The following is a 25,171-nucleotide window of genomic DNA, read 5'->3' on the forward strand; positions in this document are numbered from 1 at the left end:
CCTCGAGGCCGGGCGGGTCAGTGCGCGGGGGTGAACGTCATCCGGCGGTCGGCCGGCGAGTATCCGCTGAGGGTCACGGTCGGTCCGTGGGTGGGCACCGACGGGTCGGGGAAGTCGGCGTCGACGGGCCGCTGTCCGTCCGCGCGCCGGTCGACCGTGGCGAACGCCGGCGGGAACGGCGCGGTGGTCTCGATCAGCTCCTGGTAGAACGGCAGCCACCGGCCGTGGTCGAAGGTGACGGCGCCGATGACGCGCCCCTGGTACCCGTAGACGCCGACGAACCGGCGGCTGTCCAGCGAGCCCTGCGCGATGAGGATCTCCGTCGCCATCGACGGCACTCCGACCGACTTGATGTTGACGCCGAACTGGGAGGACCAGAAGGCCGGGACCTCCATGTGCGGTACGCGGTCGGTGCTCGCGCTGAGCATGTTGTGCGCCGCGATCCCGGCCTGGGCGACCGCGTTGCCCCAGTGCTCCAGGGACAGGAACTGGTAGCCGAACAGGGGGTGCGGGCAGCGGGCGACGTCGCCCGCCGCGTAGATGTCGTCGGTGACGATGCCGCGGATGTCGAAGGCGCGGCAGCCGGCGTCGCAGGCGATGCCGCGGGGGCCGGCCCCGAGTCCGGAGCCGGCGAGCCACTCGGTGTTGCGGAGGGCGCCGAGCGAGACGACGACCACGTCGGCGTCCACGGTGGAGCCGTCGGACAGGTGTGCGGCGCGCACCCGCCCCGAGGCGTCGCCCTCCAGCGCGGTCACCATGACCCCGCACCGCAGGTCGACGCCGTGCTCGCGCTGGAGGCCGGCGGCCACCGCGCCGACCACCCCGCCGAGCGCGCCGACCAGGGGCGCCGCGCCGCGTTCGGCGACGGTGACGGGGATGCCGCGTTCGCGGCAGGCGGAGGCGATCTCCGAGCCGGTGAACCCGGCCCCGATGACGAGGACCCGCTTGGGTCCCTCGGCGAGCTGCCGGGCGAGCGCGGCGCCGTGGTCGCGGGTCCGCAGCACGAAGACGCCGTCGAGTTCCGCCTCGTCCTCGCGCGGCCACGGGCGCGCCCGGACCCCGGTGGCGATCAGCAGCCGGTCGTACGGCACCTCGTCGCCGTCGGCGAGCCGCACCCGCCGGGCGGCCATGTCCAGGCCGGTGGCCGGAACCCCGAGCCGCCAGGTCGCGTCGACGGACCGGAGCCTGGGCAGTGCGGTGCGGTCGGCGGCCGCCCGGCCCAGCAGCACCTGCTTGGACAGCGGGGGCCGGTCGTACGGTTCCCAGGGCTCGTCGCCGATCATGGTCAGCGAGCCCTCGAAGCCCTTGGCGCGCAGGGTCTCGGCGGCCCGCAGCCCGGCCAGCGAGGCGCCGACGACGACGATGCGGCCCTCGCGTTTCAGCTGGTCCAGGGTTCCGTCACCGAGCACCGGGCACCGCCTCGGCCGGTTCGTCCACGGCGTCGACGAGGATGGCCTGGACGGGGCAGGCCGCGGCGGCCTGGGCCAGTCTCCCGCGCTGTGCCTCGTCGGCGTCCGGGTCGTACAGCAGCCCCTCGTCGCCGTGCATGGCGAAGATCTCGGGGGCGAGGAACGCGCACTGCGCATACCCCTGACAGCGGTTCAGATCGACGGCAATCCTTACCACGGCGGTCCTCTCCAATGGCCCGGTCAACCCCCTCCGACCACTCTCGGCGGCCAGGCGGATCGCGGCGACGAGGAGCGGACCGTTCGAGTGAGCGCGGCGACCGCATCAGGCCGAGGCGGCGGGCAGGGACGGGGCGGGACGCCGGCCCCGCAGGATGTTCAGGCTGAGGACCAGCACCCAGGCCGGAAAGACCAGTTCGGACCAGGGCAGGTCCGCTCCCGCCACGAGCAGCGTCAGGCCCGCCAGATAGCCGAGGACGACGAGCGGGCGCGGGAGGACGCCGAGGCGGCGGCCGATGGTCGAGGTCGTGATGACGAACACCGCCGCCATCCGCATGGCGTACGTGGTGAGCAGGGCGTACGTGAAGGGGCGGCCGAAGGACGCGCCCTGGCCGCTCCCGTCGAGCACGGTCCAGGCCGCCGCGGCGGCGCCGAACAGGGTCGCGACGAAGACCAGGCCGCTGCCCAGGAACACGGTGGAGACGAACTTGTCCTCGGCCTCGCCCGCCTGCTGACGCATGGCCCCCATGAACCACAGGAAGGCGATGCCGGCGAAGGGGACCAGTTCCAGCGCCGTCCGCACGGCGGTGCGCCGGCCGGCGTCGGCGGTGACGTCGTCACCGCCGGCGCCGCCGGGCAGGGCGATGCGTACCAGGACGATCGCCGTGCCCATGAGGACCGCGAACACGACCCCGGCCAGCCCGGCGGCCCAGGGCGTCGCCAGACGCTCGTGCTTCCGCTGCATGGTCTCCCGCCTTCTGCCTGCACTCCTTCGTACAGACACCGGCGATCGCGCGGCTCACGCCACCGGGATCACCCGGGAGGAAGACCTGGGTGCGCCATACAGCTCAGGGCGCGGTCGGACAGGACCTAGCCCTGCAGGGCCGCCCGCGCGTCGACGAAGGCGTCCACGGCGCGGTTGACGTCCTCGGTCGAGTGCGCCGCCGAGAGCTGGACGCGGATGCGGGCCTGGTCCTGCGGAACCACCGGGTACGAGAAGCCGATCACGTACACGCCGCGCTCCAGGAGCAGCTCGGCCATGCGTCCGGCCACGGCCGCGTCCCCGATCATCACGGGGGCGATGGCGTGGTCGCCGGGGAGGACGTCGAAGCCCTCGTCGGTCATCCGGGAGCGGAAGAGCGCGGTGTTGGCGTTCAGCCGCTCGCGCAGGTCTCCGGCGGACTCCAGGAGGTCGAGGACCTTGAGGGAGGCGGCGGCGATCACCGGGGCGAGGGTGTTGGAGAACAGGTACGGGCGGGAGCGCTGGCGCAGCAGGGCGACGATCTCGGCGCGGGCGGCGACGTAGCCGCCGGAGGCGCCGCCGAGGGCCTTGCCCAGGGTGCCGGTGATGATGTCGACGCGGTCCATCACGCCGTGCAGCTCGGGGGTGCCGCGGCCGCCGGGGCCGACGAAGCCGACGGCGTGCGAGTCGTCGACCATGACCATGGCGTCGTAGCGCTCGGCCAGGTCGCAGATCTCGTCGAGCGGGGCGACGTAGCCGTCCATGGAGAACACGCCGTCGGTGACGATCAGCTTGCGCCGGGCGCCGCCCTCCGTGGCCTCCTTGAGCTGCTGCTCCAGGTCGGCCATGTCGCGGTTGGCGTAGCGGAAGCGGCGGGCCTTGGACAGGCGGATGCCGTCGATGATCGAGGCGTGGTTGAGGGCGTCGGAGATGACCGCGTCCTCGGGGCCGAGGAGGGTCTCGAACACGCCGCCGTTGGCGTCGAAGCAGGAGGAGTAGAGGATCGTGTCCTCCTGGCCGAGGAAGTTCGAGATCCGGGCCTCGAGCTCCTTGTGCACCTCCTGGGTGCCGCAGATGAAGCGGACGGACGCCATGCCGTAGCCCCAGCGGTCCAGGGCGTCGTGCGCGGCGGAGACGACCTCGGGGTGGTCGGCGAGGCCGAGGTAGTTGTTGGCGCAGAAGTTCAGCACCTCGCCGGGGCGGCCTCCGGCCGTGACGGCGACGGTCGCGGACTGGGGGGTGCCGATGACGCGCTCGGGCTTGTGGAGGCCGGCCTGGACGATCTCGTCGAGGGTGGTGCGCAGGTCGTCGCGTACAGAGTCGAACATGTTCAGGCTCCCGTGGTCCAGTCGAGAATGATCTTGCCGCCCTTGCCGGACGCGGCGTCGTCGAAGGCCGCCTCGAAGTCGGTGTGGTGGTACCGGCCGGTGATCACCGGGGCGAGGTCGAGACCGCCCTCCAGGAGCACCGACATCGCGTACCAGGTCTCGAACATCTCGCGGCCGTAGATGCCCTTGATGGTGATCATCGAGGTGACGATCTTCGCCCAGTCGACGGCGAAGTCCTCGGCGGGCAGGCCGAGCATGGCGATCTTTCCGCCGTTGGTCATGTTGGCGACCATGTCGCGCATCGCGCGCGGGTTGCCGGACATCTCCAGGCCGACGTCGAAGCCCTCCTTGAGACCCAGGATCCGCTGGCCCTCCGCGATGGACTGCTCGGCGACGTTGAGGGCGAGCGAGACGCCGGCCTTGCGGGCCAGGTCGAGCCGCTCCTCGCTGACGTCGGTGATCACGACATGCCGGGCGCCGGCGTGCTTGGCGACGGCGGCGGCCATGATGCCGATCGGGCCCGCGCCGGTGACCAGCACGTCCTCGCCGACCAGCGGGAAGGACAGGGCCGTGTGCACGGCGTTGCCGAAGGGGTCGAAGATCGCGGCGACGTCGAGGTCGACGGGGACCCGGTGCACCCACACGTTGGCCGCGGGCAGCACGACGTACTCGGCGAACGCGCCGTCCCGGCCGACGCCGAGGCCGACGGTGGCGCGGCAGAGGTGGCGGCGGCCGGCCAGACAGTTGCGGCACTTGCCGCAGACGAGGTGGCCCTCGCCGGAGACCCGGTCGCCGACGTTGATGTCGACGACGTCCTTGCCGGTCTCGACGACCTCGCCGACGAACTCGTGGCCGAGGGTGAGCGGCGTGGCGATGGTCTTCTGCGCCCAGCCGTCCCAGGAGCGGATGTGGAGGTCGGTGCCGCAGATGCCGGTCCGCAGGACCTTGATCAGTACGTCACCCGGGCCGGCCTCCGGCTCCGGCACGTCCGTGAGCCAGAGTCCCGGCTCCGCCTTCAGCTTGACCAGCGCCTTCAATGCAATGGCTCCCGACGTGCGTGTTCCTGTGACCCAGAGGGTCAGGGCAGGGCTGTGCGCCCAAGATCCCTGGAAGAAATCTTCCTTACGTCGGGCTCGCGGTCCATCGAGGTTTTCTTAAGCGCGGCCGAAGCTGGGCTTCACGCCCCAGGCCGGAGGGCCCGGGGCGTCAACCGGACGGGCGCGTCCATCAGCGTCCGAGCACCGCCATCGCGGCGTTGTGTCCGGGGACCCCGCTGACCCCGCCGCCGCGCACCGCGCCCGCACCGCACAGCAGCACGTTGGCCCGGTCGGTCTCGACGCCCCAGCGGCCGCTGGTCTCCGTGGCGTACGGGAACGACAGATCGCGGTGGAAGATGTGGCCGCCGGGCAGCCGCAGATCGCGCTCCAGGTCGAGCGGGGTCTTCGCCTCGATGCACGGCCGGCCGTCGGCGTCCCGGGCGAGCACGTCGGCGATCGGCTCGTCCAGGCAGGCGTCGAGCTGGGCGAGGGTCGCGGCGAGCAGCCGCTCCCGGGCGCCGTCGTTGTCGGCGGCGAACAGCCGGGCGGGGGTGTGCAGTCCGAACAGGGTGAGGGTCTGGTAGCCCTGCTCGGCGAGTTCGGGCCCGAGGATCGACGGGTCGGTCAGGGAGTGGCAGTAGATCTCGGAGGGCGGGGCGCTGGGCAGCCGCCCGGACGCCGCCTCCCGGTACGCGGTGGCCAGCTGCCCGTACCCCTCGGCGATGTGGAAGGTGCCGGAGAACGCCTCGCGCGGGTCGACGGACGTGTCGCGGAGCCGGGGCAGCCGGGTGAGCAGCATGTTGACCTTGAGCTGTGCGCCCTCGGCGGGCTCCGGGGCCGGGTCGCCGAGCAGCGCGGCGAGCGCCTGCGGGGAGGCGTTGACAAGTACGTGCTCTGCCGCGGCGACGCCCTCCCCGTCGGCGGTGCGGAAGGTGACCTCGGCCTGGGCGCCGTCGGTCTCGATGCGGACCGCCTCGTGGCCGGTGAGGATCTCCGCGCCGGCCGCGCGGGCGGCCGCCGCCAGGGAGTCGGTGAGCGCGCCCATGCCGCCCACGGGGACGTCCCAGTCGCCGGTTCCGTTGCCGATCACGTGGTAGAGGAAGCAGCGGTTCTGCAGCAGCGAGGCGTCGTGGGCGTCGGCGAAGGTGCCGATCAGGGCATCGGTGAGGACGATGCCGCGGACGAGGTCGTCGTCGAAGTTCTTCTCCACGGCGACACCGATGGGCTCTTCGAACAGCATCCGCCAGGTCGCCTCGTCGTCCAGCCGGGCCCGCAGGTCCGCGCGCCGGGGCAGCGGTTCGGTGAGGGTCGGGAAGATCCGGCGGGCGGCGTGCGCGGTCGCCCCGTAGAAACGCTCCCAGGCCTCGTACGCCCGGTCGGAGCCGGTGAGCGCGGCGAACGAGGCGCGGGTGCGCTCGGGGTCGGCCACGAACAGCCCGCCGTCGCCCTTGGGCGTGTACGAGGAAACGGTCCGCTTGCGCACCGCGAACTGCAGCCCGAGGTCGTCCACGATCTTCTTCGGCAGCAGGGAGACCAGGTACGAGTACCTCGACAGCCGGGCGTCCACCCCGGTGAACGGCCGGGTGGAGATCGCCGCTCCCCCGGTGTTCCCGAGCCGTTCGAGCACGAGCACGCTGCGCCCGGCCCGGGCCAGATAGGCGGCGGCCACCAGTCCGTTGTGTCCTGCGCCGACGATGACGGCGTCGTACGAGTGCTGTGAAGGCTTCCCAGGTGCAGTCATGTCTCTTGCTAGCACGCGGAGATCGCGGGCGGTACCCCTCGTGCGGGCAGGGCGGAAGCCTTCCGTCCGCCGCCGGCCCGCGGGCGCCGGCCCGGGGGTCAGCCCGCCGCGGCGCCCTGCTGCCGGAGGGCGGCGACACGGCGGTACAGGTCGACCGCCTCGGCGTGCCGGCCGAGCTGCTCCAGGCAGTGGGCCTCGTCGTTGCGGCTGGCCAGCGCGTCGGGGTGGGCCTGGCCGAGGACCCGGTCGCGGGCCTCGGCGACCTGGCGGTAGGCGCCGAGCGCGTCCGCCCAGTGCCCCAGCCAGCCGAGGCCGACGGCGACCTCGCGCCGCGAGACCAGGGTGTCGGGATGGTCGGGGCCGAGCACCCGCTCGCGCAGGGCGCACACGTCGCGGGACTCCTGCAGGGCCTCCTCCCAGCGGGCGAGCCGGCCCAGGTTGACGCCCAGTCCGTGCCGGGCGCGCAGGGTCTCGGGATGCGCCGGGCCGTGCACCCGGCTGCGGGCGCCGACCAGTTCCCGGTACAGCTCGAGCGCCTCGGCGCTGCGCCCGAGCCGGCCCAGGCAGATGCCGACCTCGTACCGCGCGGCGAGGGTCTCGGCGTGGTCGGCGCCGAAGACGGCGGTGCGGGCCGCGGCGACCTCGCGGTACGTGTGCAGGGCGTCGGCCCAGCGGCCGAGCCGGCCGAGGGTGTACGCGACCTCGTACTTGGTGACCAGCGTGTCGGGGTGTGTCGCGCCCAGCAGCCGGGTCCGCGCGTCGGCGACGTCCTGGGCGGTCCGCCACGACTCCTCGAGGCGGCCGAGGCGGCCCAGGTTGAACGCCAGGTTGTGGCGGCAGCGCAGGGTGTCGGGGTGGTCGGGGCCCACGGTCCGCTCGCGGGCGGCGAGCACGGAGGCGTACACCTGGTGGGCCTCGGCGTGCCGGCCGAGGCGGCCGAGGACGTACGCGGTCTCCTGGCGGGCGGCCAGGGTGTCGGGGTGGTCGGCGCCGAGCGTCCGCTCCCGGCCGTCGGCGACCCGGGCGAACTCGTGGAGCGCGTCGCCGGCGCGGTCGGTCCGGCTCAGGGTGAAGCCCACCTCGTACCGGCTGGTGAGGGTGTCCGGGTGGTCGGGGCCGAGGGCCCGCTCGCGGTCCTCGGCGACGGCCCGGTGCACCTCGCCGGCCTCCTCCCAGCGGCCGAGCCGGCCGAGGCTGAGCCCGGCGTTGTGCCGGCTGGCGAGCACGGACAGCAACTCGGGCGACGGGGTGGGACGTTCGACGCGCGCGGCGCCGGGGAGCTGGACCGGCGGGGGCATGCCGATCGAGGTCCACTCGCCGGTCAGGCCGTCGGAGGGGTCGTACGGGGTGGCGCGCGGTACGGCGAGGGAACCCCCGGCGGCCTTGTGGCCCGTGGTCATGCCACGGGTCCAGCCGGGCAGCTGGGACGGGGTGGGGACGCGCGGGTCGGCGCCGGCCGTGGGGGTCGCACCGGCGACTGGGGGGCGTGCGGCGGTGTGGCCCGAGGCGGCATGCCCTGAGGTGGTGTGGCCCGACGTGGTCTGGCTCCCGGTCGTCCCCGACCGCTCCGCCGCGATCCGGCGGCGCAGTTCGGCCGCGTCGTCGGGGCGACCCTCGGGCGTCTTGTGGAGCAGTTCGAGAACGATCCGCTCCAGGAAGTCGGGCAGTTCGGAGCGGTGTTCGCGCAGCGGTACGGGCAGGGTGTCGCGGTGGCCGACGAGGACGGCCCAGGCGTCGTCGAGGTCGAACGGCGGGGCGCCGGTGGCGATCTCGTACAGGACGCAGCCGAGCGAGTACAGGTCGCTGCGGTGGTCGACCTCGGTGCCGCTGATCTGCTCGGGCGACATGTAGTGCGGGGTGCCCATGGCGATGCCGGTGCCGGTGAGGCGCGAGGTGAAGCCGATGTCCGCGCCGAGGCGGGCGATGCCGAAGTCGCAGATCTTCACCGCGCCGTCGGTGAGCCGCATGATGTTCGCCGGCTTGAGGTCGCGGTGCACGATGCCCTGGCGGTGGGTGTAGGCGAGGGCGTCGGCGACCTGCTCGGCGATGTCGACGACGTCGGGGACGGGCAGCGGGGCCTGCTTGTTCGCCTCCAGGAGCTGGCTGAGGTTGCGCCCCTCCAGGAGCTCCATGACGAGGTAGAGCACCCCGTCCGACTCGCCGAAGTCGTGGACGACGGTGACCCCGCGGTGCTGGAGGGAGGCGGCGACCCGCGCCTCGCGGCGGAAGCGCTCGCGCAGCACCTTGACGAAGTTGTCGTCGCTGCGGCCGTGCTGGGGGCCCAGCGGCTTGAGGCACTTGACGGCCACGCTGCGGCCCAGGGACTCGTCGAGGGCACGCCACACCTCGCCCATGCCCCCGCGCCCGATCAGTTCGAGCAGCCGGTACCGGCCCTGGATCAGCCTGGTTTCCGCCATCGCGTGCTGTCGCCCCCGTCGCTTCCCTGCCGCGCCCTCCCCGGCGCGTCCAGTATGGCTGCCGCCCTCCGCAGTTTGAACGGGGCGGTCGGTGTGGCGGGCCCCGGTCGCGGCATCGCGTTCAACCTGTGACCACGGGGCGACCTCGGCAGGCCCCCTCTGCGGCTTCCGTGCCGCGGCGGCTCGTAGGGTCGGAGGCATGACAAGCACCTTCAGCGAAGCGTTCCTGTGCGAGGCCGAGCGGCATGCCGCGTGGGGCGCCGCGCAGCTCGAAGCCCTCACGGCCTTCCTGCCCGACGCGCCGTGGACCGCCGACCTGCCGTCCTGCCGCTACCGGCAGGGCGGAACGGAGCTGCGGGTCGCGGTGCTGGGCACGTACGACACGGACGAGCGGTCCTGGATGTGGGGTTGGGCCAATCCCGGCCTCGTCGGCACCGAGGTGGTCGCCCTCACCACGGCCGTCCAGCGGTACGGGCAGGCCCACGGCATCCCCGAACTGACCGCGGAGGTCCTCGACCTGAGCGGATTCGCGGATCCCCGGCGCGCGGCCGAGATGCTCGCCTTCACGGCGATGGGCGTGGCGGAGGCGCCCGGCTACCTGGGGCAGTCGGCGGGGCCGGAGACCCGGGTCTACTTCCTGCCGGACGATCCGCAGGTCCCGCGCGCGCCTCTGGAGCCGGTCACCCTGCCGCGGGTCCTGCTCACCGGCGCCGGTCTGATCGGGCACTCGGCCCGGCACGTGGTCGGCGGCTACTTCGACCACCACGGCGTGCCGCACCGCGTTGAGGCGGACCGGATCGTGGCCGAGCTGCCGGACGGCAACGCGGCGGAGATCACCTTCGACGCCCTCGGCCGGATCGCGGGCGTACAGGTCAAGGTTCTCGGCTGAGAGGCGGACCGGCTCGGCGCGCGGTACCGGGTTCGTCCTGTTCACCGGCGACCGAGATCGCCCCGGCCGTGCGCGAGGCGGTGGCGGAGGAACGAGGCTGACGGTCAGCCGATCCTGACCACCCTGGCCCAGTCCGGCGGAGCCGTGGGCTCGTACACCTCGGAGTCCTCCAGCTCCTCCGCGTCGACCGGCCTCGGGAACAGGCCCACCACCGTCCGGCAGGGCGGTGGGGCCGCCGGCCAGGGTGTCTGACCGTCCGTCAGGACGACCAGGACGTCCGGCCCGGGGCGGGCCCGCAGCGCCGCGGTGAAACCCTTCCGCAGGTTCGTGCCGCCCCCGCCCAGCAGCGGAATACCCTCGGCCCGGCACAGCGGGTGCACGATCCGGGCGGCCGCGTCGCACGGCAGCACGCTGATCAGATCGCGCCGGCCGCCCACGGCCCGGGAGATCGCCGCGACCTCCAGGAGCGCACTGCCCAGTTCGGCGTCGCTGACCGACCCCGAGGTGTCGATGATCACCGACACCCGGGGCGGCCGGCTCCGCAGGCTCGGCAGCACGACGCCCGGCAGCGCCGCGGCGCGGCGCGCGGGCCTGCCGTACGTGTAGTCCGTCCCCGCCCCGGCGCCGGAGGCCGCCGACCGCAGCGCGGCGCCCAGCAACTGCCGCCAGGCCTGCGGCGGATGGAACGCCTCCTCGGCCCAGCGCTTCCAGCCCTTCGACACGCGACCCGGCCGGCCGGTGATGGCCTGCGTCACCCGGTAGCGCACCTCGTCCTGCTCCTGCGCACCGAGCCCGTCGGCGCCGTCGGGGCCGAGGTCCCACTCCCGCTCCAGACCGTCCGCGCCGCTGCCGCAGTCGAGCCAGGCCGCGAACCGGTCCAGCCACGGACCGAGCCGGAACCCACGGAGGTAGTCCTCCATCAACTCCCCCTCGCCGAGCCCCAGCAGGCCGGGCACGACCGCACCCTCGGGCCGCGCGAGCCCGTCGCCGTACACGTCGTCGTTGATCTCGCAGTCCGCGGCGATGTTCATCCGCAGCCGGTCCCCCGCGCCCGTCAGCCCGCGCTCGCGGGCCACCCGGTCGCTGCGGCCGTGGTGGTCGCGGAGCAGGTGCGAGACCTCGTGCACCCAGACGCCCGCGAGATCCTCGACGGGCGTACGGGCGACGAACCCCGGCGAGACGTAGCAGCGCCAGTACCGGTCGACGGCCATGGTCGGCACCCTGCGCGACTCCACCACGGTCAGGGCGAACAGAGCGGTGGCCAGGTAGGGCCGTACGCGGACGGCGTGCAGCCGGGCGGCGAAGAGCTTCTCCCGGTCGAGGGAGGAGACTTCGCCGGGCGTCGTCGTGACCTCCCCATACATCGCCTCTCCCATCATCGAACCCGCGTTCATCGGCTCTCCCGTCGTCGACTCCCCGTTCATCGGCCGCCCTGCGCCGAACCGGCGGTCGCGGCGACCCGCGCCACCGAGCGGTCCGCGCGGCGGGACAGCGACACCGCGCCGGCGAGCCGCTCGATCGCCTCCGGAACGTCCCACTCCTCCTCCCGCAGTGAGGCGAGCGTGGTCGCCGGGACGACGACGAGATCGGGCGCTCCGGTCTCCAGGGCCCGCACCAGTACGGCCCAGGCGGCGTCCCAGCGGGCCTTGTCGGGCCGGGCCCGGACCGCCTCGACCACGCCCTCCAGGGTGGCCTGACGCCGGTCGCCGCGCTCGGGGAGGTCCGCGTTCCCGGGGTCGGCGAGCAGGAGTTCGGGGTCGGGGAGGTCCATCCGGTCAAGGCAGGCGAGCATCTCGAGACCGGGACCGTCCCCGACCGTGCCGCGCACGAGCAGCGAGAGCACGTCGCGGGAGGAGCCCGCGGCGGTCGCGAAGGCGATGAGCCGCAGGGTCATGTCCCAGCTGCGCGGCGACGGCCAGGCGCCGCCGCGGCGCGTCTCGGTGGTGGGCAGCCGGTGGACGAGGGCGGGCCGGGCGGTGAGCAGTCCGCAGACCGCGCGGCGGGCGAAGTCCACGGCGTCCGGGAGCCGATCGGGGTCGAGCCGGGGCAGGGTGGCACGCGGCCAGGTCCCGCCGAGGCCGCGGACGACGACCTCCTGGTCGTGGGTCCACTGCAGGTGGACGAACCGGTTGGCGAGGGGCGCGCTCAGATCCCAGCCGTCGGCGGCGGAGGAGGGCGGGTTGGCGGCGGCCACGATCCGTACGCCGGGCGGCAGTTGGAGCGAGCCGATACGGCGCTCCAGCACGAGCCGGAGCAGCGCGGCCTGCACGGCCGGGGTGGCGGTGGACAGTTCGTCCAGGAACAGCAGCCCGCGCCCGGCCCGAACGAGCCGCACGGCCCAGTCCGGCGGCGCCAGCGGCACGCCCTGCACGGCGGGGTCGTCGCCGAGTACGGGCAGCCCGGAGAAGTCGGACGGCTCGTGGACGCTGGCGATCACGGTGGTCAGCGGCAGGTCCAGTGCCTCGGCGAGCTGGGTGAGCGCCGAGGTCTTCCCGATCCCCGGCTCGCCCCAGAGCAGTACGGGCAGGTCGGCCGCCACGGCGAGGGTGAGCGCTTCGAGCTGGGCGTCGGGGCGCGGCTCGGTGGTGGTGTCCTGGAGCAGGGACAACAGGCGGTCGGCGACGTCGAGTTGGGAGACGGGACGGGCAAGTACAAAAGCAGTCATAAGGGATCACCTGAGGGTGTGAGAAGGAAACGAGGTCACAGGGACCGAGGCCGCGCCGGGGAGATGCCGGGAACGCCCGGTACGCCCGGGGTCAGCTGCGGTGGGCGAGTCGCGGGCGGGTGCCGCGTTGTTCTGAGGGACTCTTCGGATGGCGTCGGGCCGGGCGGACGGGTCGGGTGAATCCGGGGGCGATCGGACGCTCGATCAGGCCGGCGCGGTAGAGGCCGTACGTGACGCGTCGCCGCGCCGCGGTCTCCAGCGCGTCGCGGAGCGCGCCGGCGCGCAGGACGGCCTCGGGTCCGAGGAGGCCCTCGACCACGGCGAGGGCCCCGGCGGTGTCGCCGTGGTCCAGCCGCTCGCGGACCCCGCTGAGGCCCTCGGGGTGCCGGTGGGCCTCGTCGATGGCCCGCAGGCAGGGCAGCGGGGTGCCGGACAGCGCGGCGAGGAGTTCCTCGCGCCGCAGTTCGGCGGGGTCGTGGTCCAGCGGCGCGAGGACCCCGGCGACCAGCGCGATCCGGTGCCGGGCGCCCCGGCAGTCCACGATGCGGGGCTCGCCGTCCCGGTCCGGGGACCGGGAGCCGCCGGCGGAGCCCGCGTACTCCGGTACGAGCGCGGCGGCGACCAGCGGGTGCAGCCGGCCGGCCTCGATCGCCCCGGTGCGCAGCAGCTCCACGTCGGGCGGCACCCAGGTCGCGGCGTCGGGCAGCACGGGCAGCGCCCCGTCCCGGGACGCCTCCGAACCCCCTACGACGAGCCGTCGGCTCCCGACGCGCACGGCGACGGGCCCGTCGGGCCGGCCCTCCGCCCGCAGCAGGATCGCGGCCTCGTCCGCCCACCGGTCGACGGCGCAGCGTCGCAGTTCCTGCGGAACCGCGTCCGCCGCGCCGCCCGTCCCGGAGCGGGTCCGCAGTTCGCCGGTCCGGCGCGCGTCCCACAGGTGTCGGTGCAGGTCGAGCCGGAAGCGCCGGCTGGGCCGGGGATGCGGATGGCGTGCGGTGTGCGCGTCGTCGCGGGTGCCGTCCCACAGGGCGAGGACGATCCGCTGGCCGGCGTCCGCCCAGGCGGGCGCGGTCCGCACCACGAGCCACAAGGGCCGCGGCCCGGAGCCGCCGCGCTCCGGCACGTCGTACCGGGCGAGCGGCACGGTGAGTCCGGGGCGCAGCAGTCCGTCGGGCGCGATCCTGGGCATGTGCCAGCGCAGCAGATCGGGCGCCAAGTGCCGTAGGTCGTCGCGGAGTCGGGCCTTCAGCTCATGCCCGTGGACGCGTGCCGCGGCCTTGAGGTCGACGTCGACGTCGAACCCGGCGGCAGCGCAGGCGCCCGCCCAGTCGCCGACGTCGCGGCGTGCGGTGGCGGTCTCGATCATGGAGGTCGGCACGGCGTATTCGCGTACGCGCGACCAGAAGGAAAATCGGGAGTTCCCGTTCGCGTGGTGAGTGTTCATCAGCACTCACCGGTTGCGGACAGGACCCCCAATCCGGAGAGGAGGTAAGTCGTCATCGGAGCGATCATAACCACACATCCGTTCCCCCGTCCCGGGGATTCCCACCGGGGCGTAAGGTCGCCCCGCCGGGCCTTCCGGCCCTTCCGGCCTTTTCCCGCCCGGTCCGAGAGCGAGTCGACGACAGATGACGGCACCCGCACGCCCCTTGCTCCCCCTGCGCCCGGCCCTCGCGGTGCTGGCCCTGCTCGCCGTCGTCTCCTGTGCGGGCCCCGACCGCCGGGACGACGCGCAGGGCGGCGGCCCGAGTCCCAGCGCTCCCCCGTGCAAGGTCAGCCACAAGACCGAGCCGATCACCGCGCGTTTCCCGTCCTTCGGCGCGCTGCGCTCGACGTCGTGGTGCGGGTACGCGCTCGGGGGCGGCCACCAGGGCCGGGACCTCGCCCCGGGGCCGACCGACGTCCGGCTCGTCGGTCTGCTGGAGGCCGTGGACGCCGAATCCGTACGGGCGACCGTGGACGACCCCACTCTGCACTTCACGCCCTCGGCGCCGCCCACCGACCTGCCGGCGGAGATCGCGGCCCTGCTGCCGGCGGGCGCCGACTGGCGGGTCAGCAAGCAGGTCGACGCCCGCCTCACGCGGGAGTTCTACCCCGGGACCTTCTTCCACGACAGGCGAAGCGGCCTGGTCCTCTTCGACTGCGTCAACCCTCCGCACGCGAGCGATCTGCCCTCCGCGGCACCCGGCCACTGACGCCCGACGGGAGCTGGCCGGCGAGGATGGCGGCGAGCGCGAGGGCGAAGCCGACGAGCTGGACCGGGCCGAGCGTCTGGCCGAGGAGGACGGCCCCGAGGACGGCCGCGACCAGCGGGGAGAGCAGCACGAGGACGGCGACCGAGGTGACGGGCAGGGTGGTCAGGCCGCGGAACCACAGGACGAAGGCCAGCAGACCGCCGATGAGGCCCAGCCAGAGGTAGCCGAGGACGGCGGGCGCGTCGACCGGGGGCGGCGGGCCTTCGCCGAGCAGCGTGACCGGGAGCAGGAACAGCCCCCCGGCCGTGAGCTGCCAGCCGGCGAACGCCGCCGGTCCCGTGCCGGCGGGGCGGCCCCAGCGCCGGGTGAGCGTCACCCCGAGCGCCATGGACGCCGCGCTGCCGAACCCCGCCGCCACCCCTGCCGCGTCGAAGGCGGCGGCCGGCCCGAGCACGACCAGGCCGACGCCGGCCATGCCGGCCACTCCCCAGCCGAGCCGCCACGGCGTCGGCCGCTCGCCCAGCACGACGGCCGCCAGCAGGGCCACCGCGAGCGGCTGGGCGGCGGCCAGGGTCGCGGCGACGCCGCCCGGCAGGCGTTCGGCCGCCACGGTGAGCAGCGGGAAGGTCAGGCCGATGTTCAGCACGCCGAGCGCGGCGGCCCTCCCCCACCACACGGCGCCGCGCGGCAGCGTGCGGCCGATGGCCAGGGCCAACAGCCCGGCGGGCAGCGCCCGGAGCAGCGCGGCGAACAACGGGTGTCCCGGCGGCAGGAGTTCGGTGGTGACGACGTAGAACGTGCCCCAGGAGGCGGGGGCGAGGGCGGTCAGGAGGGTCGCGCGGCCGACCGCCGCGGAGACCGGCCGTTCAGCGGAACTGGTCATGCCCGCAGTCTTGTTCGGGGCCGATCGATGAGTCCAACACATGTTTGTCAGCTGATCCATCATGATTCACGATGGATCGATGGAGCTGCAGCAGTTGCGGTACGTCGTCGCCGTCGCCGAGACGAACAGTTTCACCCGCGCCGCCGAGCGCTGTCTGGTCGTCCAGTCCGCACTGAGTCACCAGATCGCCCGCCTGGAACGGGAGTTGGGGGCGCGTCTCTTCGAGCGCACCAGCCGCAGGGTGCGGCTGACTCCGGCCGGCGCGGCGTTCCTGCCGGCCGCCCGGCAGGCCCTGGAGGCCGCGGAGCGGGCGGTGGCCGAGGTCGCCGCGGCCGTCGGCGAGGTGCGCGGCCGGCTCGTGGTGGGGCTCATCCCGACGGTCGCCGCGGTCGACATCCCCGGCGCCCTCCGGGCGTTCCGCGCGCGGCACCCGCAGGTGCGCGTGGGTCTGCGGGTGGGGGCCAGCGAAGAGCTGGCCGAACAGGTCCGGGAGGGCACGGTGGACGTGGCGTTCCTCGGCCTGCCGGTCACGGCCCGCCCGCAGGGCGTCGTCGCCCGCGCGCTCGTCCGCGACCGGCTGGTGGCCGTGGTGGCCCCCGGCCATCCGCTGGCCGGGGAACCGGAGGTCGATCTGCGCCGGCTGTCCTCGGAGGTGTTCGTGGACCTGCCGGCCGGACCGGCCGGACGGCTCCAGTCGGATCAGGCGTTCGCCGCCGCGGGGCTGCGGCGGAACGTCGCCTTCGAGGTGACCACGGCGGACTCCCTGATGGCCCGGCTCGTCGCGGAGGGCCTCGCGATCGCGCTCCTCCCCTCCCGGTACGCGCCCCGGCTCGCCGGCGTCACCACGGTCGGCGTCGCCGACGCGCCGGAGCGCGTGGAGTACGCGGTGTGGAGCCGCGACGGCCGCACACCGGCGGCAACGGCCTTCCTCACCACCGTCGGCGTCGGCACCGCGACCGAGGACGCCTGACGGAGACGGCGCGGGGCGCCGGACCCCGACTCTCAACGGTCCGGGGCGCGAGGTAAGAGTAGAGACATGGCTACGTACGAGACGATGTCGTTCCACCTGGAGACCGAGCGGCTGATCCTGCGGCCGTGGGCCGAGTCGGACGCCGCCGAGTTCAGCGCCCTTCTCGCCGAACGCGGCGACGGAACACCCCCGGTCGAACGCATCCAAAAGTCCATCGGGGAGCTGCTCGCCGCGACGGAGACCACGGGGTTCGCCCTGCTGCCCATCCAGCGCCGCGAGGAAGGCGACTTCATAGGCTACGCCGGGCTGATCATCGGCCGCTCCTCCGTGGAGGAGCCCGAGATCGCCTACGAGTTGTTCCAACGCGCGCACGGGCACGGCTACGCGACAGAGGCCGCCCGCGCAGTGCTCGACGCCGCCGCCGCAACCGGGCGGAAGCGGCTCTGGGCAACCGTCGCCACGTGGAACACGCCGTCCTTCCGCGTCCTTGAGAAGCTCGAATTCGAGCGCGATCACGTGACGACGGAAGACAGCGGCGAAGTCGTGTGGCTCACCCGCTCGTTGCCGTGACACGGCCCGCGGCCAGCGGCGGCACGCTCAGCGGCGGACGCGGGGCATGCCGAGGCCGATCCAGGAGATGATCTCGCGCTGGATCTCGTTGTTGCCGCCGCCGAAGGTGAAGATCACTGCCGAGCGGTAGCCGCGTTCGAGTTCGCCGTGGAGGACGGTGCCGGCCGAGCCCTCCTTCAGGGCGCCGGCCGCGCCGACGACCTCCATGAGCCAGGCGTAGGCGTCGCGGCGGGCCTCGGAGCCGTAGACCTTGACCGCGGAGGCGTCCTGCGGGGTGAGGGTGCCGTCCTTGACCGCGCCGACCATCTGCCAGTTGAGGAGCTTCATCGCGTCGAGCCGGGCATGGGTGCGGGCGAGGCGGCCGCGTACCCAGGGCAGGTCGATGACGCGGGAGCCGTCGGCGAGCTTGGTGTCGGCGGCCCAGCGCTGGACGTCGTGCAGCGCGCGGATCGCCATCGTGCCGTGCGCGGCGAGCGTGACCCGTTCGTGGTTGAGCTGGTTGGTGATCAGCCGCCAGCCCTTGTTCTCCTCGCCGACCCGGCGCGAGACGGGGACCCGGATGTTCTCGTAGTAGCTGGCCGTGGTGTCGTGCGAGGCGAGGGTGTTGATCAGGGTGCACGAGTAGCCGGGGTCGGAGGTCGGGACGAGGAGCATGGTGATGCCCTTGTGCGGGGGCGCGTCCGGATCGGTGCGGACCGCCAGCCACACCCAGTCCGCCGTGTCGCCGTTCGTCGTCCAGATCTTCTGGCCGTCGACGACGTACTCGTCGCCGTCGCGCACCGCCCGCGTTCGCAGCGCCGCCAGGTCCGTGCCCGCGTCCGGCTCGCTGTAGCCGATGGCGAAGTCGATCTCGCCGGAGAGGATCCGCGGCAGGAAGTACGCCTTCTGCTCGTCCGTGCCGAATTGCATGATCGTCGGCCCGACCGTGTTGAGCGCCATCAGCGGCAGCGGGACGCCGGCCTGCGCGGCCTCGTCGAAGAAGATGAACTGTTCCATCGGCGACAGACCCCGGCCGCCGTACTCCTCGGGCCAGCCGACCCCCAGCCAGCCGTCGCCGCCGAGCCGGCGGATCGTCTCGCGGTAGAACCGCTTCTGGGCGGCGGGGTCCGCGTACCGCGCGTGGACGTCGTCGGGGACGAGGGCGGCGAAGTACGTGCGCAGCTCCGCGCGCAACCGGTTCTGGGCGGGCGTGTACTCGAGGTGCATGCGGGCCTCCGTGGCGGCGTCCGGCATCCGGCGTACGGCAGGACGGCCGCCACGGTAGAACGTGTTTCACAATTGCGGAAGCCCCGTGCGGGGGTGAGAGCACGGGGTGGGGGGTGCAGGGCGCGGGGTGCGCTCGCTCGTGTACGAGTGCGGGGCGTCGCGGTCGCGGGTCGCCTCGGCGGGCCCCGACGCCCCGCGGAAGATCAGGGCAGGAGCTCGTCCAGACAGGCCCGGCCCTTCTCGGCCATGCGGCGCTCGGCCCAGGCAAGATTCTTCGGCGTGATGTCCCGGCCGGAGGCGAGGACCACGTCCTCGGCACTGAATTCGCCCTCCGACCCGGCGTGGAGCAGGTGGTCGGGCGTCGGACCCGGTCCGAGCGTCGTCTTTTCGGACTCAGCGTTCATGCCGCCTCCTCGTTCGTCCGCTTGCAGCCATTCTCACGGCGGCCTCCGGGTCCCGCATCCGGTGCGGGATCGACGGGCCCGGCGGGCGTCCTCGCGGTGCCGGAGCCGGGCCGCCCGAGCCCCGGCCGGCGTGGCGGCGACGGCGTGTCGGTCCGCCGTCGACGCCGTGTCGACGGCCGGGACGAGGGTGGGCGCAGACACGGCCTCACACCTCAGGAGTACACCCACGACCCCGTTTCCGCCCCTCCGCTCACCACACGCATGGGTCGGGTCACGTTCGGTAGTCACGCCCCGGCCGGTTGCCGTCCGCCGTGGCGCGGATGCGCTTGGTGCGGCCGTGGACGGCGAGGAGTTCGAGCACGGTGGCGTTCGAGGACGTCTCGGCCGCCTTGCGCTGGAGCCAGTCGGAGGAGTTCAGGAGGGCGTCGGGACGCCAGGCCCGGCCGAGTTCCATGGCGCGGAAGAGCGCCCACTCCTCCAGTCGCCGGGTGAGGAAGGGGTGGCGGCCGCCCGTCGCCGCGGTCATCTCCTCGGCCCACGGGACGAAGGCCGGGTGCCGGTGGAGGTCGGCGGCGCGGCGGTCGACGTGGCGGACGACCGCGGACTGGGCCATCGCGCGGTCGGGATCGCCCAGGACCGTCCTCACCAGGGCGAACTCGTCGGCGTCCGCGACCTGTTGCAGGTCGTCCAGGTACTCCGCGAAGCGGGCGTGCTCGGCGGGTTCGGCGGGTTCGCCGAGCTCTTCTGGTTCGCCTCGCGCCTCGTCGATCCGCACGGTCGTGCCTTCCCCTCCGCCGTCGCCGTCACCGGTCCCCTTCCGGGACCGTACGCCCTCCGGCCTGCGGAGGGGGAACGGTTTTCACCAGGCCGGCCGCCTCGCGGGCGGTCAGCGCGGCGCCCTCCGCGTGGAGTACGGCGTACCGGTCCTCCGTCAGCGACCTGCGGGCGACGGACTCCGCGCGGGCGCGGATCGCGGCCTCCGTCGCGGCCGTGACCGGGCGGAACGCCACCTCGTCGGGGTCGCCGCCGAGCGCGTCGTACGCGCCGAGGAGCCGGGCGGCGTCCTCGGCCCGCCCCTCGGACGCGAACGCCCAGGCGGCGGTGGGGAACTGCCCGATGACGAGGTGGGGGGCGACCAGGTACGCCAGGGTCTCCAACTGTTCCATCGCGCGGGCGAGTTCGGCGGCGGCCGAGGCGGTGCGTCCGTCCAGGCAGTCGAACCAGCCGCGCAGACCGCTCCCCATGCCGGTGAACAGGTCGGGCGTGTCGCTGGTGAACCGCCCTTCCATCAGGGCGAGTTGTCTCCGGGCCAGGTGCGTACGGCCGGTCTCCCCGAAGTGCTGGATCAGCAACAGGGACGCGATGCCGACCGGCTGGCCGCCGAGCCGCTCGGACTCGGCGGCGGCGTCGCCCAGGGCCCGTTCCGCGGCCTCCCGGGCTGCCGGGTCGTCGCCCGCCGTACGCAGCCGCACCCCGGCGAGTCGCGCCTTGAAGACCGGCACCTGCGACCAGGCGCCCAGGTCCACGGCGGCGGCCATCGCCCGCTCGTAGGACGCGGCGGCCTCGGCGAGGCGGCCGGCGCGCTCGTACGCCTCGCCGCGGGCGGAGAGGGACTCCGCGATGCCCCAGGAGTCGCGCGCGGCCTCGAACAGGGCCAGGGCGCGGTCGGCGTCCGCGCCCCTGCCGCCGAGCAGCTTGGCGCGCATGAGGAGCGCCGAGCCGAGGTCCCAGTCCGCGGCGGGGCCGCCGTCGCGCCCCTCCTCGCAGGCGTCGACCAGGGCGTTCAGGGACTCGCCCAGGGTCGTGTACTCGCCGAGCATGAGGCGGGCGAAGTACCACATCAGGCCGGGCTGCCGGCGGTTCTGCGGCAGCCCGGGGCGGTACGCGTCGACCACCGCGGCCAGGCGCGTACGGGCCTCCGGGTCCTCGAACGCGCCCGCGCCGTCGCCGCCCTGTGCCGCGACGAGCAGCATCCGCACGCCGCGCCGGGCCTCCCACAACTGCTCCTCGGCCCACGGCGGCGACGCGTCGGTCGGACGCCCCGTGAGCGGGGGCACGGGGCGGACCGGCGGGAGGAACGGGTCGGGGCCGAGCGCGGCGACGGCGGTGCCCCACGTGCGGGCGTCGTCCTGGTGCTCGCGCAGCTGCCAGAACCAGCTCAGCGAGAGGACCAGGCACAGCCCGTCCTGCTCCGCGCCGCGCGCGACGGCGGTCCGCAGCGCGGCGCGCAGGTTCCCGTGCTCGGCCTCCAGCCGCGCCAGTCCCCGCCCCTGCCCGGGCCCGCGCAGCTCGGGGTCGGTGGCGCGCGCGAGTTCCCGGTAGTGCACGAGATGCCGCTCCTCGACCGCTCCCCGCTCCCCCGCCTCGTCGAGCCGCTCGGCCCCGTACTCGGCCACGGTCTCCAGAAGCCGGTACCGCATGCCGCCGGCGACGGGGTCGGGCGCGGCGACCACAAGCGACTTGTCGACGAGTGCACCGAGGAGCTCGAGGGTGGCATCCGTGGCTGACGCGGTCGTGCAGACGGCTTCCGCCGCCGCCAGGTCGCAGCCGCCGGAGAAGACCGACAGGCGGCGCAGAACCCGGCGCTCGGGGTCGGTCAGGATGTCCCACGACCAGTCGACGACCGCGCGCAGGGTCTGCTGGCGGGGCAGGACCGTGCGGGCACCCGTGGTCAGGAGACGGAACCGGTCGTCCAGTCGGTCGGCGATCTGGCGCGGGGTCAGCAGGCGCAACCGGGCCGCGGCCAGTTCGATGGCCAGCGGGAGGCCGTCCAGGCGGCGGCAGATCTCCGCGGCCGCCTCGGGGTCCTCGTCCACCGCGAAGCCGGGGCGCGCCGACGCGCCGCGCTCGGCGAACAGCCGGAGCGCCGTCGCCTCCGGCAGCGGCTCCACCGGCCGTACCGCCTCCCCCGGGACGCCCAGGGGTTCGCGGCTCGTGGCCAGGATCGTCACGCCGGGGCAGTGGGTCAGGAGCGTCTCCGCCAGCGCGGCCGCCGCGTCCACCAGGTGCTCGCAGTTGTCCAGGAGCAGGAGGATCCGCTGTCGGCCGCAGTGTTCCACCAGGCGGGTCAGCGCGTCGCGCCCGGCCGCCTCCGGCGCGCCGGAGGCGGCCCACAGGTGGGTCTCGCGCGCGCCGAGCGCGGTCAGGACCGCGGCGGGAACCGCGGCGCCGTCCCGTACCGCCGCCAGTTCGACCAGCCGTACGCCGTCCGGCCACGCCGCTCCCGCGCGGTCGGCCGCCTCCAGGGACAGCCGGGTCTTTCCCACTCCCCCGGCGCCCGTCAGCGTCACCAGACGGCGTGTCGTCAACTCCCGGGCGAGAATGTCGAGTTCGGCCCCCCGACCCACGAAGGTCGTCAGTCTCGACGGGAGTCCCGCCGCGCGTCCCGGTGGCGACGCCGTCGGGCGCAGCAACTCCGCGTGCATCGCCCGCAGTTCCGGGCCGGGGTCGGTGCCGAGCCGGTCCGCGAGGACGGTGCGGACCGCCTCGTACGCCGCCAGCGCCTCCGCCGGCCGGCCCGCGGCCCGCAGCGCGCGCAGGCGCAGGACGTGCAGGGGCTCGTCCAGCGGATGCTCCGCCGTGAGCGCCGCCAGCGGGGCGAGCGCCTGCGCCGCACGGCCGAGGGCCACGTCGGCGGCCAGCCGGTCGCGCCGCGCCTCGACGTGCCGGCGCTCGGCGCGTACGGCGCGAGGGTCGCCGCCACGGTCCGGCAGGTCCGCCAGCGCGGGGCCGCGCCACAGCCCCAGCGCCTCGTCCAGCAGCGTCGCGGCACGGCCCGGCTCGCCGGCCCGCAGGGCGGCCGCGCCCTCCTCGGCGAGCCGCTCGAAGCGGTACAGGTCGACGTCGTCGCGCTCCACCGCGAGCCGGTACCCGCCGGGGACGGAGAGCACCGCGTCGCGGCCCAGCAGCCGCCGCGCCCGTCCGACCAGGGCCTGCACCGCAGGCGTCCGCTCGGCCGCCGGCGTGTCGTCCTCGCCCCAGACGTCGGCCACCAGCCCCGCCACGTCGACGACCCGCCCGCCCGCCGCCGCCAGTGCGGCGACCAGCGCACGGAGCCGGCCGCCGCCGAGCGGCAGCTCGGCCCCGTCCGGTCCGAGCGCGCGGGTGGGGCCGAGGATGCGGTACGAGGGATTCACCGCCCCATTGTCCCCGGCAGGCCTGCGTGTCCCGGGCAGGCCCCGCACTCCCCACCCCGACCCCGCGCCCCCATGCACCCCCCGTGCCCCGCCGTGCACCCCCGTTGCGTCCGTTCGGAGCAATCCGGTCACGGTCCGGGGCGGACAGGGTGCGCATCGCCATGGCGTTCCCGGGCCGCCGGTTCGACAATGAGTGGGATGACCGAACACGACCGGCGTCCGTCTGCCGGCTCGCCCCCGCGCCCGGCGCCGGACGGGCCGCTCAACGGCGAGATCGGCCCCACCGAGCGGCTCGCGATGAACCGCACGGGCAGTTTCGACTGGGATCTCACGGCCGGGACCATCGACGTCGACGAGGCCGGCCTGCTGGTGTTCGGCCTGGATCCGGCGACGTTCGACTCCCGGCCCGCCTCCGTGGTGACCGCGCTCGACACCGACGAGCGGGCCCGCCTGGAGGGGATCATCCGCGAGGCGATCATCAGCGGCAGCACGTCCTACAGCGCGCATTTCCGCACCGAGCGCAGCGACGGCACCCACCAGTGGACGCATGTCCAGGCGCGTATCCTGCGCGACGCGCAGGGCATGGCGCACCGGATCGTCGGCATCGTGCGGGACGCTACCGCCGAGGTCACCCACTCCGCGTTCGTACTGGAGCTCGAGAAGCGACGCGAGGTGCAGACCAGCATCGTCGAGCGCACCACCCACGCGCTGTCCCGCGCCGTGACCGTCGACGACGTGACGGCCGCGCTGACCGGCCCCGGCGGGCTGGCCCGGCTCGGCGCGGACGGCCTGGCGCTCGGCCTGGTGGAGAACGGCGTGCTGAACATCATCGCGCTGAGCGGAGAGTCCCTGGAGGTCCTGAACGACTTCCGCAGCCGCCGGCTCGACCGCGGGCTGCCGCTGGCGGAGACCGTGCTGAGCGGGCGGCCCCGGTTCGTCACCTCCCTGCCCTCCCTGGGGCGGGACTTCCCGCAGCTGGCCCCGTATCTGGAGCGGCTGCGGTTCCGCGCCGCCGCGTATCTGCCGCTCGTCGCACAGGCGCGCTCGCTCGGCGGGATGGCGCTCTTCTACCGGGGGCGCACGGCGTTCAACGCGGACGAGCGCAACCTCAGTCTCGGCCTGGCCGCGATCGTCGCCCAGTCGCTGCAGCGGGCGCTGCTCTTCGACGAGGAGCGGGAACTGGCCACTGGCCTGCAGGAGACCATGCTGCCGCGCCGGATCCCGGCGATCACGGGCGGCGAGATCGCGGTCCGCTACCACGCGGCGTGGAGCGGACGGCAGGTCGGCGGCGACTGGTACGACGTGATCTCGCTGCCGCGCGGGCGGGTCGGCGTGGTCGTCGGCGACGTGCAAGGGCACGACACGCACGCCGCCGCCATCATGGGCCAGCTGAGGATCGCGCTGCGGGCGTACGCGGGCGAGGGCCACGCCCCGGCGACGGTACTGGCCCGGGCCTCCCGGTTTCTCGCCGAGCTGGACACGAACCGCTTCGCCACCTGCACGTACGCGCAGGTCGACCTGGCCACCGGGACGGTGCGGGCGGTGCGGGCCGGGCACCTGGGCCCGCTGATCCGGCACACCGACGGCCGGGTGGGCCGGCCGAAGCTGCGCGGCGGGCTGCCGCTCGGGCTCGCGTCGGTGTTCGGCGAGGAGGAGTTCCCGGAGACCCGGCTCGACCTGGTGCCGGGCGAGACGCTGGTGCTGTACACGGACGGGCTGGTCGAGCAGCCGGGCTCGGACATCGAGTCGGGCATGGAGGCGCTGTCGGCGGCGGTCAGCAGCGGTCCGCCGCAGGCGGAGGCGCTCGCCGACCATCTGTCGGAGCAGCTGTGGGAGCGGTGGGGCCCGGGCGACGACGTGGCGCTGCTGGTGCTGCGCCGCAGCCCGGACCCGGGCACGCCGCGTGCGCCGCGGATCCACCAGTACATCCACCAGGCCGATCCGCAGGGTCTTTCGGACGCGCGGGCGGCGGTGGGGCAGGCGCTGCGCGACTGGGACATGGGCGATCTCGCCGACGACGCCGCCCTGCTCACCGGCGAGATGCTGGTGAACGTGCTCCTGCACACGGAGGGCGGCGCGGTGCTGACTCTGGAAGTGATGCCGGAGCCGGTGCGCCGGGTCCGGCTGACGGTGCAGGACCGTTCCAGCGCCTGGCCCCGGCGGCGTACTCCGGGCGAGGCGGCGACCTCGGGGCGGGGGCTGCTGCTGCTCGACGCGCTGTCGGACCGGTGGGGCGTGGAGCCGCGCGGCGAGGGCAAGGCGGTGTGGTGCGAGTTCGGCCCGTCGGCGGGCTCGGGGGCCGGGGCGGCGGTCGGTACGGGCGCCGGCGCGACGTGACGTGAGGGCCCCGGGCGCGGCGCCTC

At 74.5% G+C, this 25,171-nt stretch carries 20 protein-coding genes; 5 read left to right on the top strand and 15 right to left on the bottom strand.

What is annotated here, in order from left to right; genetic code table 11:
• Window positions 1-17: 17 nt before the first annotated feature.
• The 7 genes from ACGFMM_RS23140 to ACGFMM_RS23170 form a co-directional block, all read right to left on the bottom strand.
• Complete coding sequence (locus tag ACGFMM_RS23140) at window positions 18-1,409, bottom strand: NAD(P)/FAD-dependent oxidoreductase (RefSeq protein ID WP_393648307.1); 1,392 nt, start codon at window positions 1,407-1,409, stop codon at window positions 18-20.
• Entirely contained in the window at window positions 1,399-1,626 is a 228-nt protein-coding gene (locus ACGFMM_RS23145; protein WP_393648308.1) for a ferredoxin, read from the bottom strand. Before ACGFMM_RS23145 ends, ACGFMM_RS23140 begins: the two co-directional genes overlap by 11 nt.
• Before the next feature lie 105 nt (window positions 1,627-1,731).
• A complete protein-coding gene (locus tag ACGFMM_RS23150) occupies window positions 1,732-2,370 on the bottom strand; it encodes a hypothetical protein (RefSeq protein WP_393648309.1) in 639 nt (212 codons plus the stop codon).
• Between the two features lie 125 nt (window positions 2,371-2,495).
• A complete protein-coding gene (locus ACGFMM_RS23155; RefSeq protein WP_393648310.1) occupies window positions 2,496-3,695 on the bottom strand; it encodes a glycine C-acetyltransferase in 1,200 nt (399 codons plus the stop codon).
• Between the two features lie 2 nt (window positions 3,696-3,697).
• Complete coding sequence (gene tdh / locus ACGFMM_RS23160) at window positions 3,698-4,732, bottom strand: L-threonine 3-dehydrogenase (RefSeq protein ID WP_393648311.1); 1,035 nt, start codon at window positions 4,730-4,732, stop codon at window positions 3,698-3,700.
• Between the two features lie 190 nt (window positions 4,733-4,922).
• On the bottom strand, window positions 4,923-6,473 hold the full coding sequence (locus ACGFMM_RS23165) for a phytoene desaturase family protein (RefSeq protein ID WP_393648312.1): 1,551 nt from the start codon (window positions 6,471-6,473) through the stop codon (window positions 4,923-4,925).
• Between the two features lie 98 nt (window positions 6,474-6,571).
• Window positions 6,572-8,890 (bottom strand): tetratricopeptide repeat protein, encoded by a 2,319-nt coding sequence (locus tag ACGFMM_RS23170; protein ID WP_393648313.1) that lies wholly within the window; start codon window positions 8,888-8,890, stop codon window positions 6,572-6,574.
• Between the two features lie 199 nt (window positions 8,891-9,089).
• Between ACGFMM_RS23170 and ACGFMM_RS23175 the strand changes: the two genes are divergently transcribed.
• Complete coding sequence (locus ACGFMM_RS23175; RefSeq protein WP_393648314.1) at window positions 9,090-9,779, top strand: DUF6882 domain-containing protein; 690 nt, start codon at window positions 9,090-9,092, stop codon at window positions 9,777-9,779.
• Window positions 9,780-9,883: 104 nt separating this feature from the next.
• Here the strand turns inward: ACGFMM_RS23175 and ACGFMM_RS23180 are convergent, their stop codons facing one another.
• From ACGFMM_RS23180 to ACGFMM_RS23190, 3 genes are all read right to left on the bottom strand, one after another.
• On the bottom strand, window positions 9,884-11,143 hold the full coding sequence (locus ACGFMM_RS23180; protein WP_393648425.1) for a VWA-like domain-containing protein: 1,260 nt from the start codon (window positions 11,141-11,143) through the stop codon (window positions 9,884-9,886).
• A gap of 56 nt (window positions 11,144-11,199) precedes the next feature.
• Window positions 11,200-12,444, bottom strand: coding sequence for an AAA family ATPase (locus ACGFMM_RS23185; protein WP_393648315.1), 1,245 nt, complete (start codon window positions 12,442-12,444; stop codon window positions 11,200-11,202).
• 91 nt (window positions 12,445-12,535) lie between these two features.
• Window positions 12,536-13,888 (bottom strand): hypothetical protein, encoded by a 1,353-nt coding sequence (locus ACGFMM_RS23190; protein ID WP_393648316.1) that lies wholly within the window; start codon window positions 13,886-13,888, stop codon window positions 12,536-12,538.
• Window positions 13,889-14,072: 184 nt separating this feature from the next.
• Between ACGFMM_RS23190 and ACGFMM_RS23195 the strand changes: the two genes are divergently transcribed.
• On the top strand, window positions 14,073-14,639 hold the full coding sequence (locus ACGFMM_RS23195; protein ID WP_393648317.1) for a hypothetical protein: 567 nt from the start codon (window positions 14,073-14,075) through the stop codon (window positions 14,637-14,639).
• On the opposite strand, the gene ACGFMM_RS23200 is transcribed toward ACGFMM_RS23195, so the two are convergent.
• The gene (locus ACGFMM_RS23200) at window positions 14,590-15,522 is read right to left on the bottom strand and encodes an EamA family transporter (RefSeq protein ID WP_393648318.1); all 933 of its coding nucleotides are present in this window, start codon (window positions 15,520-15,522) and stop codon (window positions 14,590-14,592) included. The genes ACGFMM_RS23195 and ACGFMM_RS23200 overlap by 50 nt on opposite strands.
• A 79-nt stretch (window positions 15,523-15,601) precedes the next feature.
• Between ACGFMM_RS23200 and ACGFMM_RS23205 the strand changes: the two genes are divergently transcribed.
• A complete protein-coding gene (locus tag ACGFMM_RS23205; RefSeq protein WP_393648319.1) occupies window positions 15,602-16,492 on the top strand; it encodes a LysR family transcriptional regulator in 891 nt (296 codons plus the stop codon).
• A gap of 66 nt (window positions 16,493-16,558) precedes the next feature.
• The gene (locus tag ACGFMM_RS23210) at window positions 16,559-17,062 is read left to right on the top strand and encodes a GNAT family N-acetyltransferase (RefSeq protein ID WP_393648320.1); all 504 of its coding nucleotides are present in this window, start codon (window positions 16,559-16,561) and stop codon (window positions 17,060-17,062) included.
• 27 nt (window positions 17,063-17,089) lie between these two features.
• Here ACGFMM_RS23210 and ACGFMM_RS23215 read toward each other — a convergent pair whose 3' ends face one another.
• From ACGFMM_RS23215 to ACGFMM_RS23230, 4 genes are all read right to left on the bottom strand, one after another.
• Window positions 17,090-18,268, bottom strand: coding sequence for an acyl-CoA dehydrogenase family protein (locus ACGFMM_RS23215; RefSeq protein WP_393648321.1), 1,179 nt, complete (start codon window positions 18,266-18,268; stop codon window positions 17,090-17,092).
• 203 nt (window positions 18,269-18,471) lie between these two features.
• A complete protein-coding gene (locus tag ACGFMM_RS23220; RefSeq protein ID WP_393648322.1) occupies window positions 18,472-18,672 on the bottom strand; it encodes a hypothetical protein in 201 nt (66 codons plus the stop codon).
• Between the two features lie 271 nt (window positions 18,673-18,943).
• On the bottom strand, window positions 18,944-19,447 hold the full coding sequence (locus tag ACGFMM_RS23225) for a hypothetical protein (protein ID WP_393648323.1): 504 nt from the start codon (window positions 19,445-19,447) through the stop codon (window positions 18,944-18,946).
• Window positions 19,448-19,475: 28 nt separating this feature from the next.
• Window positions 19,476-22,808 (bottom strand): ATP-binding protein, encoded by a 3,333-nt coding sequence (locus tag ACGFMM_RS23230; protein ID WP_393648324.1) that lies wholly within the window; start codon window positions 22,806-22,808, stop codon window positions 19,476-19,478.
• Window positions 22,809-23,006: 198 nt separating this feature from the next.
• On the opposite strand from ACGFMM_RS23230, the gene ACGFMM_RS23235 reads away from it, so the two are divergent.
• Window positions 23,007-25,145 carry a SpoIIE family protein phosphatase gene (locus ACGFMM_RS23235; RefSeq protein WP_393648325.1) on the top strand — a complete coding sequence of 713 codons (2,139 nt, stop codon included), beginning with the start codon at window positions 23,007-23,009 and terminating at the stop codon, window positions 25,143-25,145.
• Window positions 25,146-25,171: the final 26 nt, after the last annotated feature.

Origin of the sequence: Streptomyces sp. NPDC048604, from assembly GCF_043199435.1 — a bacterium.
Taxonomy (GTDB): Bacteria; Actinomycetota; Actinomycetes; order Streptomycetales; family Streptomycetaceae; genus Streptomyces.

What these genes read in the sequence shown, in the direction of transcription:
- ACGFMM_RS23210 (WP_393648320.1), top strand. Translation starts at nt 16,559, where the DNA reads ATGGCTACGTACGAGACGATGTCGTTCCACCTGGAGACCGAGCGGCTG.
- ACGFMM_RS23205 (WP_393648319.1), top strand. Translation starts at nt 15,602, where the DNA reads ATGGAGCTGCAGCAGTTGCGGTACGTCGTCGCCGTCGCCGAGACGAAC.
- ACGFMM_RS23155 (WP_393648310.1), bottom strand. Translation starts at nt 3,695, where the DNA reads ATGTTCGACTCTGTACGCGACGACCTGCGCACCACCCTCGACGAGATC.
- ACGFMM_RS23185 (WP_393648315.1), bottom strand. Translation starts at nt 12,444, where the DNA reads ATGACTGCTTTTGTACTTGCCCGTCCCGTCTCCCAACTCGACGTCGCC.
- ACGFMM_RS23190 (WP_393648316.1), bottom strand. Translation starts at nt 13,888, where the DNA reads ATGAACACTCACCACGCGAACGGGAACTCCCGATTTTCCTTCTGGTCG.
- ACGFMM_RS23215 (WP_393648321.1), bottom strand. Translation starts at nt 18,268, where the DNA reads ATGCACCTCGAGTACACGCCCGCCCAGAACCGGTTGCGCGCGGAGCTG.
- ACGFMM_RS23165 (WP_393648312.1), bottom strand. Translation starts at nt 6,473, where the DNA reads ATGACTGCACCTGGGAAGCCTTCACAGCACTCGTACGACGCCGTCATC.
- ACGFMM_RS23200 (WP_393648318.1), bottom strand. Translation starts at nt 15,522, where the DNA reads ATGACCAGTTCCGCTGAACGGCCGGTCTCCGCGGCGGTCGGCCGCGCG.
- ACGFMM_RS23220 (WP_393648322.1), bottom strand. Translation starts at nt 18,672, where the DNA reads ATGAACGCTGAGTCCGAAAAGACGACGCTCGGACCGGGTCCGACGCCC.
- ACGFMM_RS23195 (WP_393648317.1), top strand. Translation starts at nt 14,073, where the DNA reads ATGACGGCACCCGCACGCCCCTTGCTCCCCCTGCGCCCGGCCCTCGCG.
- ACGFMM_RS23175 (WP_393648314.1), top strand. Translation starts at nt 9,090, where the DNA reads ATGACAAGCACCTTCAGCGAAGCGTTCCTGTGCGAGGCCGAGCGGCAT.
- ACGFMM_RS23180 (WP_393648425.1), bottom strand. Translation starts at nt 11,143, where the DNA reads ATGTATGGGGAGGTCACGACGACGCCCGGCGAAGTCTCCTCCCTCGAC.
- ACGFMM_RS23235 (WP_393648325.1), top strand. Translation starts at nt 23,007, where the DNA reads ATGACCGAACACGACCGGCGTCCGTCTGCCGGCTCGCCCCCGCGCCCG.
- ACGFMM_RS23150 (WP_393648309.1), bottom strand. Translation starts at nt 2,370, where the DNA reads ATGCAGCGGAAGCACGAGCGTCTGGCGACGCCCTGGGCCGCCGGGCTG.
- ACGFMM_RS23170 (WP_393648313.1), bottom strand. Translation starts at nt 8,890, where the DNA reads ATGGCGGAAACCAGGCTGATCCAGGGCCGGTACCGGCTGCTCGAACTG.